The organism is Comamonas sp. 14P8.1.4, from assembly GCF_057799285.1.
On the sequence record NZ_JBYOKN010000003.1, the window covers coordinates 210341 to 225415 of the forward strand.

At 61.4% G+C, this 15075-nt stretch carries 18 protein-coding genes; 7 read left to right on the forward strand and 11 right to left on the reverse strand.

Going from position 1 to position 15075, the window contains the following annotated elements:
- Positions 1 to 151 precede the first annotated feature (151 nt).
- A complete protein-coding gene (locus tag AC27VO_RS07980; protein WP_488666172.1) occupies positions 152 to 640 on the forward strand; it encodes a hypothetical protein in 489 nt (162 codons plus the stop codon).
- On the opposite strand, the gene AC27VO_RS07985 is transcribed toward AC27VO_RS07980, so the two are convergent.
- From AC27VO_RS07985 to clpB, 5 genes are all read right to left on the reverse strand, one after another.
- Positions 637 to 1815, reverse strand: a complete 1179-nt coding sequence (locus AC27VO_RS07985; protein ID WP_488666173.1) for a methyltransferase — start codon at positions 1813 to 1815, stop codon at positions 637 to 639. The two genes, AC27VO_RS07980 and AC27VO_RS07985, sit on opposite strands and share 4 nt — an antisense overlap.
- 66 nt (positions 1816 to 1881) lie before the next feature.
- Entirely contained in the window at positions 1882 to 2403 is a 522-nt protein-coding gene (locus AC27VO_RS07990) for a GNAT family N-acetyltransferase (RefSeq protein ID WP_488666174.1), read from the reverse strand.
- Between the two features lie 208 nt (positions 2404 to 2611).
- A complete protein-coding gene (locus tag AC27VO_RS07995; RefSeq protein WP_488666175.1) occupies positions 2612 to 4051 on the reverse strand; it encodes a coniferyl aldehyde dehydrogenase in 1440 nt (479 codons plus the stop codon).
- A 69-nt stretch (positions 4052 to 4120) separates the two neighbouring features.
- Positions 4121 to 4486, reverse strand: coding sequence for a hypothetical protein (locus AC27VO_RS08000; protein ID WP_488666176.1), 366 nt, complete (start codon positions 4484 to 4486; stop codon positions 4121 to 4123).
- A gap of 51 nt (positions 4487 to 4537) precedes the next feature.
- Entirely contained in the window at positions 4538 to 7147 is a 2610-nt protein-coding gene (gene clpB, locus AC27VO_RS08005; protein WP_488666177.1) for an ATP-dependent chaperone ClpB, read from the reverse strand.
- A 239-nt stretch (positions 7148 to 7386) separates the two neighbouring features.
- Between clpB and AC27VO_RS08010 the strand changes: the two genes are divergently transcribed.
- From AC27VO_RS08010 to AC27VO_RS08020, 3 genes are all read left to right on the forward strand, one after another.
- Positions 7387 to 7950, forward strand: coding sequence for a cytochrome b (locus tag AC27VO_RS08010; protein WP_488666178.1), 564 nt, complete (start codon positions 7387 to 7389; stop codon positions 7948 to 7950).
- A gap of 33 nt (positions 7951 to 7983) precedes the next feature.
- Positions 7984 to 8556, forward strand: a complete 573-nt coding sequence (locus AC27VO_RS08015) for a YceI family protein (RefSeq protein WP_488666179.1) — start codon at positions 7984 to 7986, stop codon at positions 8554 to 8556.
- Positions 8557 to 8702: 146 nt separating this feature from the next.
- The gene (locus AC27VO_RS08020; protein WP_488666180.1) at positions 8703 to 9275 is read left to right on the forward strand and encodes a YceI family protein; all 573 of its coding nucleotides are present in this window, start codon (positions 8703 to 8705) and stop codon (positions 9273 to 9275) included.
- Positions 9276 to 9372: 97 nt separating this feature from the next.
- On the opposite strand, the gene moaE is transcribed toward AC27VO_RS08020, so the two are convergent.
- The gene (gene moaE, locus AC27VO_RS08025; protein ID WP_488666181.1) at positions 9373 to 9834 is read right to left on the reverse strand and encodes a molybdopterin synthase catalytic subunit MoaE; all 462 of its coding nucleotides are present in this window, start codon (positions 9832 to 9834) and stop codon (positions 9373 to 9375) included.
- A gap of 123 nt (positions 9835 to 9957) precedes the next feature.
- Here moaE and AC27VO_RS08030 point away from each other — a divergent pair, with 123 nt between their 5' ends.
- The 3 genes from AC27VO_RS08030 (at position 9958) to AC27VO_RS08040 (ending at position 10965) form a co-directional block, all read left to right on the forward strand.
- Positions 9958 to 10212 carry a hypothetical protein gene (locus AC27VO_RS08030; RefSeq protein WP_488666182.1) on the forward strand — a complete coding sequence of 85 codons (255 nt, stop codon included), beginning with the start codon at positions 9958 to 9960 and terminating at the stop codon, positions 10210 to 10212.
- Positions 10213 to 10224: 12 nt separating this feature from the next.
- Positions 10225 to 10551 (forward strand): hypothetical protein, encoded by a 327-nt coding sequence (locus AC27VO_RS08035; protein ID WP_488666183.1) that lies wholly within the window; start codon positions 10225 to 10227, stop codon positions 10549 to 10551.
- 228 nt (positions 10552 to 10779) lie between these two features.
- Entirely contained in the window at positions 10780 to 10965 is a 186-nt protein-coding gene (locus AC27VO_RS08040; protein ID WP_488666184.1) for a CsbD family protein, read from the forward strand.
- A gap of 147 nt (positions 10966 to 11112) precedes the next feature.
- On the opposite strand, the gene AC27VO_RS08045 is transcribed toward AC27VO_RS08040, so the two are convergent.
- The 5 genes from AC27VO_RS08045 to thrC form a co-directional block, all read right to left on the reverse strand.
- Complete coding sequence (locus AC27VO_RS08045) at positions 11113 to 11448, reverse strand: recombinase family protein (protein WP_488666185.1); 336 nt, start codon at positions 11446 to 11448, stop codon at positions 11113 to 11115.
- 2 nt (positions 11449 to 11450) lie between these two features.
- Positions 11451 to 11702 carry a molybdopterin converting factor subunit 1 gene (gene moaD, locus AC27VO_RS08050; protein ID WP_488666186.1) on the reverse strand — a complete coding sequence of 84 codons (252 nt, stop codon included), beginning with the start codon at positions 11700 to 11702 and terminating at the stop codon, positions 11451 to 11453.
- A gap of 19 nt (positions 11703 to 11721) precedes the next feature.
- On the reverse strand, positions 11722 to 12966 hold the full coding sequence (locus tag AC27VO_RS08055) for a molybdopterin molybdotransferase MoeA (protein WP_488666187.1): 1245 nt from the start codon (positions 12964 to 12966) through the stop codon (positions 11722 to 11724).
- Positions 12963 to 13526: a molybdopterin-guanine dinucleotide biosynthesis protein B gene (mobB, locus tag AC27VO_RS08060; protein WP_488666188.1), complete on the reverse strand. Its 564-nt coding sequence runs from the start codon at positions 13524 to 13526 to the stop codon at positions 12963 to 12965. The genes AC27VO_RS08055 and mobB overlap by 4 nt, the downstream gene beginning before the upstream one ends.
- 83 nt (positions 13527 to 13609) lie before the next feature.
- Complete coding sequence (gene thrC, locus AC27VO_RS08065) at positions 13610 to 15034, reverse strand: threonine synthase (RefSeq protein WP_488666189.1); 1425 nt, start codon at positions 15032 to 15034, stop codon at positions 13610 to 13612.
- Positions 15035 to 15075: the final 41 nt, after the last annotated feature.

Consider the following 15075-nt stretch of genomic DNA (forward strand, 5'->3'; position numbering starts at 1 on the left):
ATAAAAACACGCCTAAACCCAGGCGCAGCAAGCGCTTTCAGCTCTGCTTTTTGCTACACACCCGCGCAGCACCCTCCATTGTCACCATCCTGGCGCCGGTTTGCAGCGGCATTTCATCGCGCTGTCACAGCGCTCAGGTGCAATGCCCGCCATGTTTTTGCAACGCACACCCCAAGCCCTGCATGAGCAGGCCCCCGGTCAGCGCAACCTGGGGCTGCGTGCGCGCTCTTTGCTGTTGCTGGCGGAAGGCATGCCCGCCAGCCAACTCCAGGCCATGTACCACGGCGAAGCCGCTGCGCTGGCGGCCCAGCTGGTGCGCGACGGATACCTGCAAGCCATCGCAACACTGCCAGCCGCCACGGTCGATGAAGCGCCCATCCTGTCCCGCTGCAATCTGGCCGCAGTGCGCATGCACCTGTTTGACCTGTGTGAGCGGCTGTTCGCGAACCGCAAACCCGACATTGCTACGCAACTGCGCCAGTTGCTGCGCGAAGCGCGTGATGTGGACAGCGTGTTGGCCGCGTGTGACGCCTTGCTGCACGCCATTCACACCCACGCTGGCGCTGAACGCGCTGCAGCCATTCGCCTCCAACTGCAGCGCATGCTGCCCGAGCGCAGCAGCCTGGAAACCAGTGCTTAGGCGACCTTGGCCTTCAAACGCCACAGCGAAGTGACTTCCGCCGCACGCGCTGCGTGCAGGGCATCGCTGCTGTCCTGCGCCTTGCCGTGCACCGGCTGCACATCCATGCGGTAAACCACATACAGGCCAGCGGCGTCGATCCAGCCCATCAGCTCCTCGCGGCTGCGCAGGCCCAGGTGCTCGGCCAGATCCGACAGGATCAGCCAGCCCTCGCCCTCAGGCAGCAAGTGCTGCGACAGACCGGCCAGAAAACCGCGCAGCATGGCGCTGTTTTCGTCGTACACCGACTGCTCCAGCGTCGTCACGGCGCGTGCGGGCACCCAGGGTGGGTTGCACACAATCAAGGCCGCCTGGCCTTCGGGGAACAGGTCGGTCTGCTGCAAGGTGACCTTGTCGCTCAAGCCCAGGCGCTGCAGATTGTCCTGTGCGCAGGCCAGTGCACGGACCGACATATCGGTCGCCACCACACGCTTGACGCCACGCTTGGCCAGCAACGCTGCCAGCACGCCGGTGCCGGTGCCGATGTCGAACGCCATATCGCGCATGCCAAAAGCCAACGGCGCTTCTTGCACCATGGCCACATACTCGCCACGCACGGGGGAAAACACACCGTAGTGCGGGTAAATGCGCGCGTCCTTGCCCAAGGCGGGCATGGCCACGCCTTTTTTACGCCACTCGTGCGCGCCCACCACGCCGGTCAGCTCGCGCAGCGTCAGCACCTGCACACCGGCATCGGCCGCAGGGGCACCCCAGGCTTCGGTGCAAGCCTCACGCCAGTCGGGCGCGCGGCGCAGTGCAATCGAGTAATCGGGCTGCAGGGCAATCAGCACGCTGCCCAGCACACGGGCACGCTGGCCTTGTGCCATGCGGTACTTGTGGAAAGCCTCGGCGGGTGTGGCCTCGGCCTGCTGGCTGGCCGCACGCAGCTGCTTGCGGGCCTTGGCCGTGCGCTTGCCTGCGGGCTTGTCCAGACGGCGCTTGATGGCATCAAGCAGCAAGCGGGCGTTGTGGAAGTCACCCTGCCACAGCAGCGCCGTGCCTTCGCAGGCCAGACGGTAAGCCGTGTCTGCAGGCATGGTGTCGTCCGCCACCACCACACGCCGTGGCGCGGGCAGGCCGCTTTCGCTGCGCCATGCAGCTTCGTGGTCAGTGCCTTGGTGTTGCCATTGCAGCATGTGAAATTCCTGTGAAATCGAGAGACAAAAAAATCGGCCCGCCGAGGCGGGCCGTGGGGGCAGCAGTTAGTTTAAGGGACGCTTTAAGCGCACTTCCTCAATCTTGATACCGCCAACTTGTGCTGTCTTGGCTGTAGACATTTCACGCTTGAAGCCTGCCATCTCATGAAAGCGCAAAGCGCGTTCATTGCGCAGCGGCACCCAAACGGTCACGTTGGTACAGCCTTCTTCTTGCAGACCTTCACGGGCTGCATCCCACAGCGTCACGCCGACACCCTTGTTCCAGTGCGAGGGGGCTGCATAGATAGCCCACACCTCACCAGTGGTCTGGCGAGACTTCTCGTCACGGGAACGGTCAAAACCAACAAAACCCACAATCTTGTCGCCATCAATGGCCACTTGCACTTGAGGCTCACAGTATTCAATGGCCTCGCGCCAGTAAGCTTGACGCTTCTCGACGGAAGACATGGCTTTCAATTGGTCGTCAGGCACGATGCCACGGTAGGCTTCCAACGCAGAAGCAGTGTGGATTTGTGCAATCGCCTTCGCATCACGAAGGGTTGCAGGACGAACCTGGTAATTGGACATGGAAAAACCGAAACGGAAACTAGGTGTTGAAAACGAAAGTCGGCAATTGTCAGTGAAAACGCGAATTTCGCTTATGCCTAGTCACTGTAGCCATTTAGGAAAGTACGGCTGTCAAAGGTTTCTTGCCCGCAGAAATAGGATGTGCTAGGCCGTTGGAACGGCCTGCAGCGTGCTGCCAATTGCTGGCAACTTTGTAAGCGGCAAACGCCTAAGCCAAGCGTTTGATCAGCGCCATGACGCGCTCGAATTTGGCTCCGTACGGGGGGTACAGCCAAGATGCAGGGCTCCATTTTGCTTGTAAAAAGACTGACTTTTGGTGAGAAAAGCGTAAAAAACCCTGGATGCCGTGATAAGCCCCCCATCCGCTGGGCCCAACGCCACCAAAAGGCAAATTGTCATGCGCAAAGTGCATAAGGGTGTCATTGACGGTCACACCACCGCTGATCGTGCGGCGCAAAACGCTGTCACGCAGCTTCTCATCCTGACCAAACCAGTACAAAGCCAGCGGTCGCTCACCGGCATTAATGGCCTGGATCACGTCATCCAGCCGGTCATAGCTGATCACCGGCAGCAGCGGTCCGAAAATCTCTTCGCGCATGATGTCCATGCCCGAATGCACGTTCCACACCAATGCGGGCGTCATCTGGCGCTGCACGGCATCGCCCCAGCCGGGCGCACTGGACGCGGCAGCGGTGGAGGCCGATTCCAGCCACTGCACATGCGCGCCTTCGGCTTCAGCTTGCTGCGCCAGATTGCGCAGGCGGTTGAAGTGTTTCTGATTGATGATGGCTGCGTAATCAGGATTGCCCGCCAGCGTTGGGAACAGCTGCACCACCGCCTTGCGGTACGCCTGCTCAAAAGCTTGCTCTTGCCCACGCGGCAGCAGCAGATAGTCAGGTGCAATGCAGGTCTGTCCGGCATTGAGCAGCTTGCCATGCGCTATGCGCAGCGCAGCCTGCTCCATGTCGCAGTCATTGCTGATGATGCAAGGTGACTTACCGCCCAGCTCCAAGGTGGTGGGCGTCAGGTGCTGGGCCGCCGCCATGGCCACCTTGCGACCTACGGCGGTGGAGCCCGTGAACACCAGGTGGTCGAAAGGCAGGCCCGCGAAGTGGCTGGCCACTTGCGCATCGCCTTGAATAACGCAGAACTCCTCCGGTGCAAAAAACTGGCCGATCACATGCGCCAGCTGCGCGGAGGTGTGCGGCGTCAGCTCACTGGGTTTGAGCATCACGCGGTTGCCCGCCGCAATCGCGGCAATGGCTGGGCCCAGTGCCAGCTGCAGTGGATAGTTCCACGGCGCAATGACCCCCACCACACCCAGAGGCTGGCGCTCGATGCGCCCCATGCCTGGCAGCAGGTGCAAAGGCGTCCATACCCGTTGCGGGCGCATCCATTTGGACAGATGGTGCAGGGTGTGGGTCAGCATGGTGCGGAGCACCATCAGATCGGCCATTTCCGTGAGCTGCGGAGAGCGCACCCCGAAGTCCGCCTGAACAGCGGCAGCCAGCGTGCTGCCATGCTCTTGCAAAATTTTCTGAATGCGCAGCAAGCGCTCTTTGCGCACCAGCAAGGGCACATCAATCTGCTGGCGGCTGGCCTGGTGTTGCAACTCAAACGCTTGGTGCAAAGGCGATGACTGGTGCATGCGCGCTATCTCCTCGGTGTTCTTCTTTCGTCTCGCCTGACAGGCCCATCAGGGCCGCACTGCATGGTGTCAGTGGTCGTGCACTTCGCGCGGTTTCACATCACTCACGTCACCCGCCACTTGCGACAGGATACCGCCGCGCTTGCTGCCCGCAGCGGGGGTAAATGGGGTGTGGCTTTCTTGCGCTGCATCACCTGCCATGCCCCCAAAGTTGCCTGCACGCTGGTACATGCTGGCCCAGCTGCTGGCAGCGCGCATGGGCATGATCCACGGCGCCACGGGCTGACCGGTGGCCTTGGCCCACAGTGCGCGCAAAGCCCACAGCGCAACCAGCACACAGGCCACGGCAAGCAAGCTCAGGAAGAACACCACGCCGACGGCCAGCATCACAAGGCGCACGGTCCAGCGGATCACCCAGTTCAAAAATTCGTTCAAAGCAATGCCTTTCAAACCCCGCCAGCGCACCAGGCCCTGGCGGGTGGGGGCTTAGCCGTCGTTGGAGACATCGGCCAGGCCAAAGTTAAAGACTCCAGGGGACTGCACGGGGTCCACCGAAACCTCGATCACACTCTTGGGCGGGAACTTGCCCTCCAGCAAAGCGCGAGACAGCGGGTTCTCAATGCGCTGCTGGATCGCCCGCTTGAGCGGACGTGCACCAAAGACCGGATCAAACCCTACTTTAGCCAACTCTGCCAAAGCGGGTTCGCTCACGTGCATTTCCAGGTCCATCTTCTCGAGGCGACGTTGCAACAGTTGCAACTGAATCTTGGCAATCGACTCGATGTGCGCCGCATCCAGGCCGTGGAAGACCACGGTTTCATCGATACGGTTGAGGAATTCGGGTCGGAAATGGGTTTTAAGTTCCCCCCACACCGCGTCCTTGATGTCTTCGCCATCCTGGCCGACCATCGCCTGAATCAGGTGCGAACCGATGTTGCTGGTCATCACGATCACCGTGTTCTTGAAGTCCACGGTACGGCCCTGGCCATCGGTCAGGCGGCCATCGTCCAGCACCTGCAGCAGCACGTTGAACACATCGGGGTGGGCTTTTTCCACCTCATCGAGCAGCAGCACGCTATAGGGTTTGCGGCGCACAGCTTCTGTCAGGTAGCCGCCCTCTTCATAGCCAACATAGCCAGGAGGCGCACCAATCAAACGTGCCACGCTATGCTTTTCCATGAATTCCGACATATCGATACGCACCAGATGGTCTTCGCTGTCGAACAGGAACCCCGCCAGTGCCTTGCACAGCTCAGTCTTGCCCACGCCGGTCGGGCCCAGGAACAAGAAGCTGCCCAGTGGCTTATTGGGGTCTGACAGGCCCGAGCGCGAGCGGCGGATGGCGTTGGCCACGGCAGAAATGGCCTCTTCCTGGCCAATCACGCGCTCGTGCAGCTTGGCTTCCATGTGCAGCAGCTTGTCTTTTTCGCCCTGCATCATCTTGGCCACCGGAATGCCCGTGGCACGGCTGACGACTTCGGCAATTTCTTCCGCGCCCACCTGGGTGCGCAGCAGCTTGTGCTTGGGGGCGGTGCCGTCGGCCTCGCTGGCCTGGGCGTCTTTGAGCTGTTTTTCCAACGCAGGCAGCTTGCCATATTGCAGCTCAGCCACCTTGTTGAAATCACCCTTGCGCTTGAGGTCTTCGATCTGCGTGCGGATGGCATCCACTTCCTTGCGGATCTGCTCGGAGCCCTGGGCACTGGCCTTCTCGGACTTCCAGATTTCCTCCAGATCCGCGTACTCGCGCTCTTGCTCCTGCAGCTCGTCTTCAATCAGCTGCAGGCGCTTTTGCGAGGCCTCGTCCTTTTCCTTCTTCATGGCTTCACGCTCAATCTTGAGCTGAATCATGCGGCGCTCGAGCTTGTCCATCACCTCGGGCTTGGAGTCGATTTCGATCTTGATCTTGGCCGCTGCCTCGTCGATCAGGTCAATCGCCTTATCGGGCAGAAAACGGTCGGTGATGTAGCGGTGGCTCAACTCTGCTGCAGCAACGATAGCAGGGTCCGTAATATCTACGCCGTGGTGCGCCTCATAACGCACTTGCAAACCACGCAGAATGGCAATGGTGTCTTCCACCGATGGCTCATCCACCAGCACCTTCTGGAAACGGCGCTCCAGCGCAGCGTCTTTTTCGATGTACTTGCGGTACTCGTCCAGCGTGGTTGCACCAATGCAGTGCAGCTCGCCACGTGCCAACGCAGGCTTGAGCATGTTGCCGGCGTCCATCGCGCCCTCGGCCTTGCCTGCGCCCACCATGGTGTGGATTTCGTCGATGAACAAGATGATGCGGCCCTCTTCCTTGGCCACATCGTTCAGCACCGCTTTCAGGCGCTCTTCAAACTCGCCGCGGTACTTGGCACCGGCCAGCAGGCCTGCCATGTCCAGCACCAGCACGCGCTTGTCCTTGAGGGTTTCAGGCACTTCGCCTTCCACAATGCGCTGGGCCAGGCCTTCCACAATCGCGGTCTTGCCCACACCGGGCTCGCCAATCAGCACGGGATTGTTCTTGCTGCGGCGCTGCAGCACCTGGATGGCGCGGCGGATTTCATCGTCGCGGCCAATCACGGGGTCCAGCTTGCCCATGCGGGCGCGCTCGGTCAGGTCCAGTGTGTATTTCTTCAGCGCTTCACGCTGGCTTTCGCCCTCGGCGCTGTCCATGGTCTGGCCGCCGCGCACCGCGTTGATGGCCGATTCCATGGCCTTGCGGCTCAAACCGTGCTCCTTGGCCAGCTTGGCGGCCTTGGTTTCGCTATCAGCCAGCGCCAGCAAAAACAGCTCGCTGGCGATGAACTGGTCACCGCGCTTGATGGCTTCTTTCTCGGTGGCCTGCATCAGCTTGGCCAGGTCTGCGCCAATGCTGACCTGGTCATGCCCCTGTACCTGGGGCAGCTGCTTGACCGCGTTTTCCACACCCGTGGCCATGGCGGCCACATTGGCCCCGGCGCGCTGCAGCAAGGCCTTGGGGCCGTCGTTCTGGCGCAGCATGGCTGCCAGCAGGTGCAGCGGGTCGATATAGGCGTGGTCATTACCCAGGGCCAGGGTTTGGGCGTCTGCCAGGGCTTCTTGGAACTTGGTGGTGAGCTTGTCGATGCGCATGAATGGCTTCCTTCAACAGCAAATCTATAACTACGTCCCAACTCAGGGCTTTCCCCATTTTTTCAAGGGCCGCACCCGCCCCGTCTGGTGCTTTTTTTGACCGCACTCAGCGCCAGCGCGATGCAAAAACAGGGTGCAAAGTTCCTTTCAATCTTTTGAATCTTGTCATCAAGCGCATTGAACGGCTTGTCAGCAGATGCCTTCTAGACTGGCTGTCTTTCCCGTTTTGGCGTGTGCTTATGTCTTCCTCCCCCTCCCGCAGTCGTTACACCTTGCCCGCCATTGCCTTGCACTGGCTGCTGGCTGCGGGCCTGATCGGCTTGCTGGTTTTTGGCTGGTACATGGTGGGCCTGCCGTTTTCGCCCACCAAGCTCAAGTACTACAACTGGCACAAATGGGCGGGCATGAGCATTCTGGTACTGAGCATGCTGCGCCTGCTGTGGCGCATCACGCACCGCCCACCCGCACTGCCTGCCGCCATGGCTGCGGCCATGCCGCGCTGGCAGCACCTGGCCCACCATGGGGTGCACCACCTGCTGTATGTGCTGTTCTTTGCCGTGCCGCTGATTGGCTGGGCCTACAGCTCGGCCGCTGGCTTTCCCATCGTCTGGTTTGGCATGTGGCAGCTGCCAGATTTTGTAGCAGCCAACCCAGAGCTGGCCGAAGCCATCAAGCCCTGGCACATGATTTCAGCCTACACGCTGGCTAGCTTGATCGCGCTGCACATTGCCGCTGCGCTCAAGCACCAGCTGATCGACCGCGATGGTCTGCTGCGCCGCATGTGGCCTGGCCGCACCGTTTAACCGCTCTTTTTTGAACGTCACAAGGAACCCACCATGACTTTCACCACCACCTTGCGTGCCGCCGCCCTGGCCAGCGCTGCCTTGCTGGGCACTGCCGCCATAGCGCAACAGGCCCTGGTGCCTGCACAAAGCAGCATCCAGTTCACCGCCAAGCAGCTGGGCGTGCCGATGAACGGCCACTTCAAGCAGTTTGCCGCGCAATTCCACTTTGACACCGCCAAGCCCGAGGCCAGCAAGATCCACTTCACCGTGGACACCGGCAGCGCCACCATGGGCAGCAAAGAGATCGACAGCAATCTGCTGGGTGCGGACTGGTTCAATATTGCCAAGTTCCCCAAGGCCACGTTTGACTCCACCGCCGTCAAGGCGCTGGGCGCAGGCAAATACCAGGTGGACGGCACGCTGACCATCAAGGGCAACTCCCAGAAGGTGTCGGTGCCCGTGGTGCTGACCCAAACGGGTGCAACTACCACCGCCAGCGGCACGCTGCCCCTCAAGCGCCTGCCTTTCAAGATTGGCGATGGCGACTGGGCCGACACCTCCATGGTGGCCGATGATGTCAGCGTGAACTTCAAGCTGGCACTGACCGGCGTGGGCAAGCTGTAAAGCCTGTCACCTCCAATTTCGCAGCTGCTTGCGCCCGTATTTCAACGCTTTCCACACTTATTCATAACGAAAGCAAAGATAGACCAGCGCTAGCAGCTCCTGTTTTTAAAACCGCGTTTCCGCTTTCACCTTTTCAGGAGATTTCCATGCGTTCCACCTTGTTTGCTCTGGCCGCTGCCGGCCTGTTTGCCACTGCCGCCCACGCTGCGCCCGCCACTTACGCCATCGACCCCACACACACTTTCGCCACGTTCGAGATCGACCACTTTGGTGCCTCCACCAACCGTGCGCGTTTCGACAAAAAGCAAGGCACTGCGTCCTTCGACAAGGCCGGCAAGAGCGGCAAAGTGGAAGTGACGCTGGACATGAACTCCGTGAACTCCGGCACTGCCGCGTTTGACAAGCACCTCAAGAGCAAGGACATCTTCAACGCCGAGCAGCACCCCGAAGCCAAGTTTGTCTCCGACAAGTTTGTGTTTGAGGGCGACAAGCTCAAGCAAGTGACCGGCCAGCTGACCCTGCTGGGCCAGACCCACCCCATCACCATCCAGGCCAACAAGTTCACCTGCTACGACAGCCCCATGCTCAAGCGTGAAGTCTGCGGCGGCGACTTTGAAGCCACCATCGACCGCACCCAGTGGGGCCTGAACTACGGTATGGACTGGGGCTTTGCCAAGAACGTGCGCCTGGTGCTGCAGATGGAAGCCGTCAAGCAGTAAGCCACTGGCTGGCGCGCTGACACCGTGGCGCGCAGGTTCGCCAAGCAAAAAGGGCCCCACGGGCCCTTTTTTTGTTGGCTACAGCACTGCTGCCCCGTTATGCCTGCCAGCGCGCCAGCGCTTGCTCATCGCTCACGCGGGCATCCACCCAGCGTGCACCCTCAGGGGTTTGCTCTTTCTTCCAGAACGGCGCCTCGGACTTCAGATAGTCCATGATGAACTCGCAGGCCTGAAAGCTCATGCCCCGGTGCGCGCTGGTCACGGCCACCAGCACGATCTGGTCCTGCGGCTGCAGCGGCCCGACGCGGTGAATCACTTTTGCGGCATAGATGCCAAAGCGCGCCACCGCCCGGTCGATGATGGCCTCGATGCTTTTTTCCGTCATGCCGGGGTAGTGCTCCAGCTCCATGGCCGACACCGCTGCGCCCTCGTTGCGGTCACGCACCGTGCCGACAAAGCTGCACACCGCGCCCACGCGCGCATCGCCCTGGCGCAACGCAGCCAGTTCGGCGGAAACATCAAAATCTTGGGTCTGGATCAAAACACGCAGGGCAGTCATGGCGCAGATTGTGGCGCAGCTCGTCAAGAACGATGTCCACAGAGCCCCCAAACCCTGCGCAGCCACGGTAGCATTGCGCCCCGGCTGCTTGCTGCAGGCCCTCTTTTCTTCGATCCTTTGTGTATGGCCACCACCACCATCGACACCCCTGAGTACATGCTCTACCCCTCGCCACGCAACGAACACCGCGTGGTTTTTGAGCACCAGTGCTTTGTGCCCTACCCCTACGCCATCATCCACCTGCCGGACTTTGACTTCGAAGGCCGCGCCACGCTGTTTTCGGCACGCCGCAAGTCGGACGACAAAAACGGCCAACTCGTGACCTGCGAACTGGAAATCGACATCCTGCGCTTTGAGCGCCTGTTCGATCCCGAATAAGCCCTGCGCGCCATGGACGACACCAGCCAGATTCAACCGCCCGAGAGTTTTGCCGCGCTCTTTCGCAGCCGTGCAGGCATTCTGAAAACCCCGATTACCGACACCGTGGCCCGCTATGAGCTGTGCGAAGACTTGGCCTGCCACCTGGTGGAGCAGGCCCAGACCCTCTACCACAGCGGCAACGCCAGCGAAGAAGGCGTGCTGCTGGGCTTTCACAGCGCCATCGCCGGCGAAGGCGGGCCCGTCAGCCCCCAGGAAGCCGGCTGGATCATCCAGCGCCTGGCTGAGCTGCTGGAGTGGAAAGCCCCGCTGCTGCCGCAGCCCGTTGGAGATGCCTGAGGCTGAGGGCCGTGTGCGCTGGCGCACGGTTTCAAGCACCAAATAGGCATCCAGCCCTTGATGTACCTGCGCTGAAAGCTCTGTATTTTGAAGTTGCCGCTGTCATCTTTGGCGTACATGCAGGGGCGCACCTTACCGTCGGTCCCCCGCCTTTCATCTGGCTACGCTGTCCGCTGGCATGGGCCGCACGCGCCCAGCCTTCTTCCCTAGCTCTTGATGGAGGTATGTATGAACAAGGACCAAGTCACCGGCACCTTGAAAGAGGCGGCTGGCAAAGTGCAGCAAAAAGCGGGCGAGCTGATCGACAGCCGCGAGCAGCAGGCCAAAGGCCTGGCCAAGCAGGCGCAAGGCATTGCCCAGAAGAAAGTGGGCGATGTGAAAGAGGCGGTGGCAGACGCCAAAAAACGCAGCTAGCCCGCAGCCCCATGGCTTTGCGCCCATAAAAAAAGGAGCACCGAGGTGCTCCTTTTTTGCTGCGTGCTGCGCTGGAAGAACTGGCCTGGCAGCTCTGCCTGCCACAGCTTTTGGCCCCGACTTGGGGCTGAACGCAGTGCCTGCCTGTTACGCCTGGGCCTTCGCCCAGTCCGCATAGCGGTTCAGGATGCGCTGCACCTGCCCGTGCGTCCACGGGCCGCCCTTGGCCGCCGCAATACCGCGCTCGTTCAGCACCTCCGCCATCTTCCGGTGCGTCAGGCCCTGGGCCACGAAATCGGCAAACAACGCTTCGTGCTGCTTGGCAAAGGCATCGGCCGCGCTCTTGCGTTTTTCCACCGTGGCGCGGATGTTGTCCGCCCCGGCCTTGCCCAGCTGCACGCCGCGCGCCTTGGCTTCGGACAACGCCAGCCGGGTACGCTGGCTGATGGCCGCATCAATGTCGGTTTTGTGGGTGTCGCTCATGCTTAGCCACCGGTAACAGGTGGGAAGAAGGCGACTTCATCGCCTGTTTGGAGCGCAGCATCGCCGCTGCACATATCCTGGTTCAGCGCCATGCGCACGGCCTTGCCGTGGGCCAGTGCCGCAGCAGCGGCGTCGCTGCGCGCCATCAGTTCTTCACGCAGTGCGCCCACGGTGGTCGCATGCGTTGGCAGCGTTTCACTGCCGGTGCCCATGGCCTCACGGATGGAGGCGAAGTAGCGCACGGTGATATTCATAGAGTTACTCCTGGCCTGTTCACATCAACTCGGTGAACGGGATAAAGCGCACGGTATCACCGGGCTGGATGGGGGTCAGCGGCGGGTTGTCGATCAGGCCATCACCCCACACCGTGGACGTCAGCACACCCGAGCCCTGGTTGCCAAACAAGGCCAGGCCGCCCTCTGCCGTGTGGCGTGCGCGCAGGAACTCGCGGCGCTTTTCCATCTTGGACCAGGTGAACTGGGCGGTGACTTGCGTAGCCCGTGGCGCCACATCCTGCATGCCTTGCAGGCGCAGCACAAAGGGACGCACCAGCAGCAAGAAAGTGATGAAGCTGGACACCGGGTTGCCAGGCAGCCCCATGAAGTGCGCCACGCCTTGCGATGCATCCTTGCCGTTGCGAAAGACCTTGCCATAGGCAAAGGGCTTGCCGGGCTTCATGGAAATCATCCACAGATTTAGCTCGCCTTGCTGCTCCACGGCGGGCTTCACATGGTCTTCCTCACCCACGGACACGCCCGCGCTGGAGAGCACCAGATCACAGTCCTGCGCCACCTGGTGAATCGCCTGCACGGTCTGCGCGCGGTTGTCGGGCAGGATGCCGCCATCCACCACCTCGCAGCCCAGGCGCTGCAGCAGCGCGCGCAGGAAATAGCGGTTGCTGTTGTAGATGTGGCCGGGCTGCATGTCTTGCGGTGCCACGGTGCCGGGAATGACCAGCTCATCGCCGGTGGAGAACAGCGCCACACGTGGCTTGCGACCTACCGGCAGTTGCGCCATGCCAATGCTGGCAGCCAGACCAATGGCCGCAGGCGTCAGGCGCGAGCCCTTAGCCAGCACCGTGCTGTTCAAACCAATGTCTTCACCCGCACGGCGAATGTTCTGACCCAGTTTGGGCACCGCGTTGAACTGCACGCGGCCATCGTCCAGCACCGTAGTTTCTTCTTGCATCAGCACCGCATCGGCGCCGGAGGGCACAGGCGCACCGGTGAAGATGCGGGCCACGGTACCCGGCTGCAGTTCGGTGCCGACATGGCCGGCGGGAATGCGCTGGCTGACGGGCAATGTCACGCCTGCGGCGGTGAGGTCAGCCGCGCGCACGGCGTAGCCGTCCATGGCGGAGTTGTCTTGCGGCGGCACTTGCAGCGCCGACACGCAGTCCTGCGCCAGCACACGGCCATCGGCGTTAAACAGGTCCACGCTGTCGGTGCCCAGTAATTGGGCCTGCGCCAGCACGGCGGCCAGGGCGTCATCCAAAGTGGTCAGGTTCTGGGGCTTCACGCGTTCTCTCCTTGGGGGCCACGGTATTCAAAACGGCTGGCGTGGGCCAGCATCCAGTCAGCGATCTGGGCGGGCTGGTTCAGATCCAGCAGCGCGGTGTGCGCCGGGGGCTGCAGGGGCAAGGCCGCCACCTCATCGGTGAGCAGCGCCAACACCTGCTGGTCTGTGGGAAAGCGCAGCGGACGGGGCGGTTTGCCGCTGGCCGCATCCGGCGCACGCCAGATCTCCAACTTGGGCAAATCGCCGTGCTTGAAGCCTTCCACCAGCACCCAGTCCACATCGCTGCGCAACTCGGCCAGCATGGCGTGCACATCCAGGTCTTGCTCGGTGGGGAATTCGCGCACCAGCGCCAGGCGCTTGTCGCAGACCAGCAGCACCTCCGAGGCCCCAGCCTGGCGGTGGCGCCAGCTGTCTTTGCCCGGAATGTCGATGTCCACATCGTGGTGCGCATGCTTGATGGTGGACACGGTCTGCCCACGCGCCCGCAGCGCAGCAATCAATTGCTCCAGCAAGGTGGTTTTACCCATGCCGGAGAAAGCGGCAATGCCCACAACTTTCATACAGCGTTTTGCTCTCTTCCAAATAGCAACCGGCGCTTGATAGACAAGCGCCGGCGGCAGTTTTTATGTGTAAAGCCTAGGCTTTAATCACAGTGCTGCTGGATAAAGGCTTTCACCTTCTCCACGTCGGCTGGCATCACCACCACGCGCTTGGGCAGGGCTTCGATGCCGTTGAACTTGGCGGGGCGCTCTGGCTCACGGCCCAGTGCTTCTTCGATGGTGGCCGCAAACTTGATGGGCAAGGCGGTTTCCAGCACCAGCATGGCCTCGGTACGCAGATGCTCGCGCGCCACCTTCACGCCATCGGCGGTGTGGGTGTCGATCATCTGGCCAAAGCGCTCGAATGTGTCCTTGATGGTAGCCAAACGGTCTGCATGCGTGCTCTTGCCACTCACAAAACCATACTTGGCCGCTGCATCCAGGAAGCAGGCGTCCTGACTCAGGTCAAACTTGCCGTCCTTGCTCACGCCGTCAGCAAACAGCTGCTTGGTGCGTGCACCGTCACGGCCCACCAGGTCGAACACAAAGCGCTCGAAGTTGCTGGCCTTGGAGATGTCCATCGAAGGGCTGGATGTCTCATAGGTATTGGCCGCGCCACGCACCTGGTACACGCCCGTGCGGAAGAACTCGTCCAGCACATCGTTTTCGTTGGTGGCCACCACCAGCTGCGCAATGGGCAAGCCCATCTGGCGCGCCACATGGCCGGCGCAGATGTTGCCAAAGTTGCCCGAAGGCACGGTGAAGCTCACCTTTTCTTCGTTGCGCGTGGTGGCTTGCAGGTAGCCGGCAAAGTAGTACACCACCTGGGCCAGCAAACGCGCCCAGTTGATGGAGTTGACGGTGCCGATCTTGTACTTGGCCTTGAAGGCGTGGTCGTTGGAGACGGCCTTAACGATGTCTTGGCAATCGTCAAACACGCCTTCGATGGCGATGTTGTGGATGTTGGCATCCTGCAGGCTGAACATTTGCGCCTGCTGGAAGGGGCTCATGCGGCCATGGGGGCTGGTCATGAACACGCGCACACCTTTTTTGCCGCGCATGGCGTATTCGGCCGCGCTGCCGGTGTCGCCGGAGGTAGCGCCCAGGATGTTCAGCTCTTCGCCGCGGCGGGTCAGTTCGTACTCGAACAGATTGCCCAGCAACTGCATGGCCATGTCCTTGAAGGCCAGCGTGGGGCCGTTGGACAGGGCTTCAATGTGCAGCACGCCATCCAGCTGGCGCACGGGGACGATGGCATCGGTGCCAAACACGTCCTTGGTGTACGTCTTGGCGCACAGCGCGCGCAAGTCGTCGGCTGGAATGTCGTCGATGTACGGCGACAAGATTTCAAACGCCAGCGCAGCGTAACCCTTGGAGGCCAAGGTCTCGCGCAATTGCGTCAGCTTGGCATCGCTGATCTGGGGGTACTCAACCGGCAAGTACAAGCCGCCATCCGGGGCCAAGCCTTCGAGCAAGATGTCGCAAAAGCGTTTGCGGTCAGCGTGACCGCGGGTGGACAGATAAAGCATGGTGCTTCCTTGTCAATAAATCTAAGCACGGGGCGCGACGC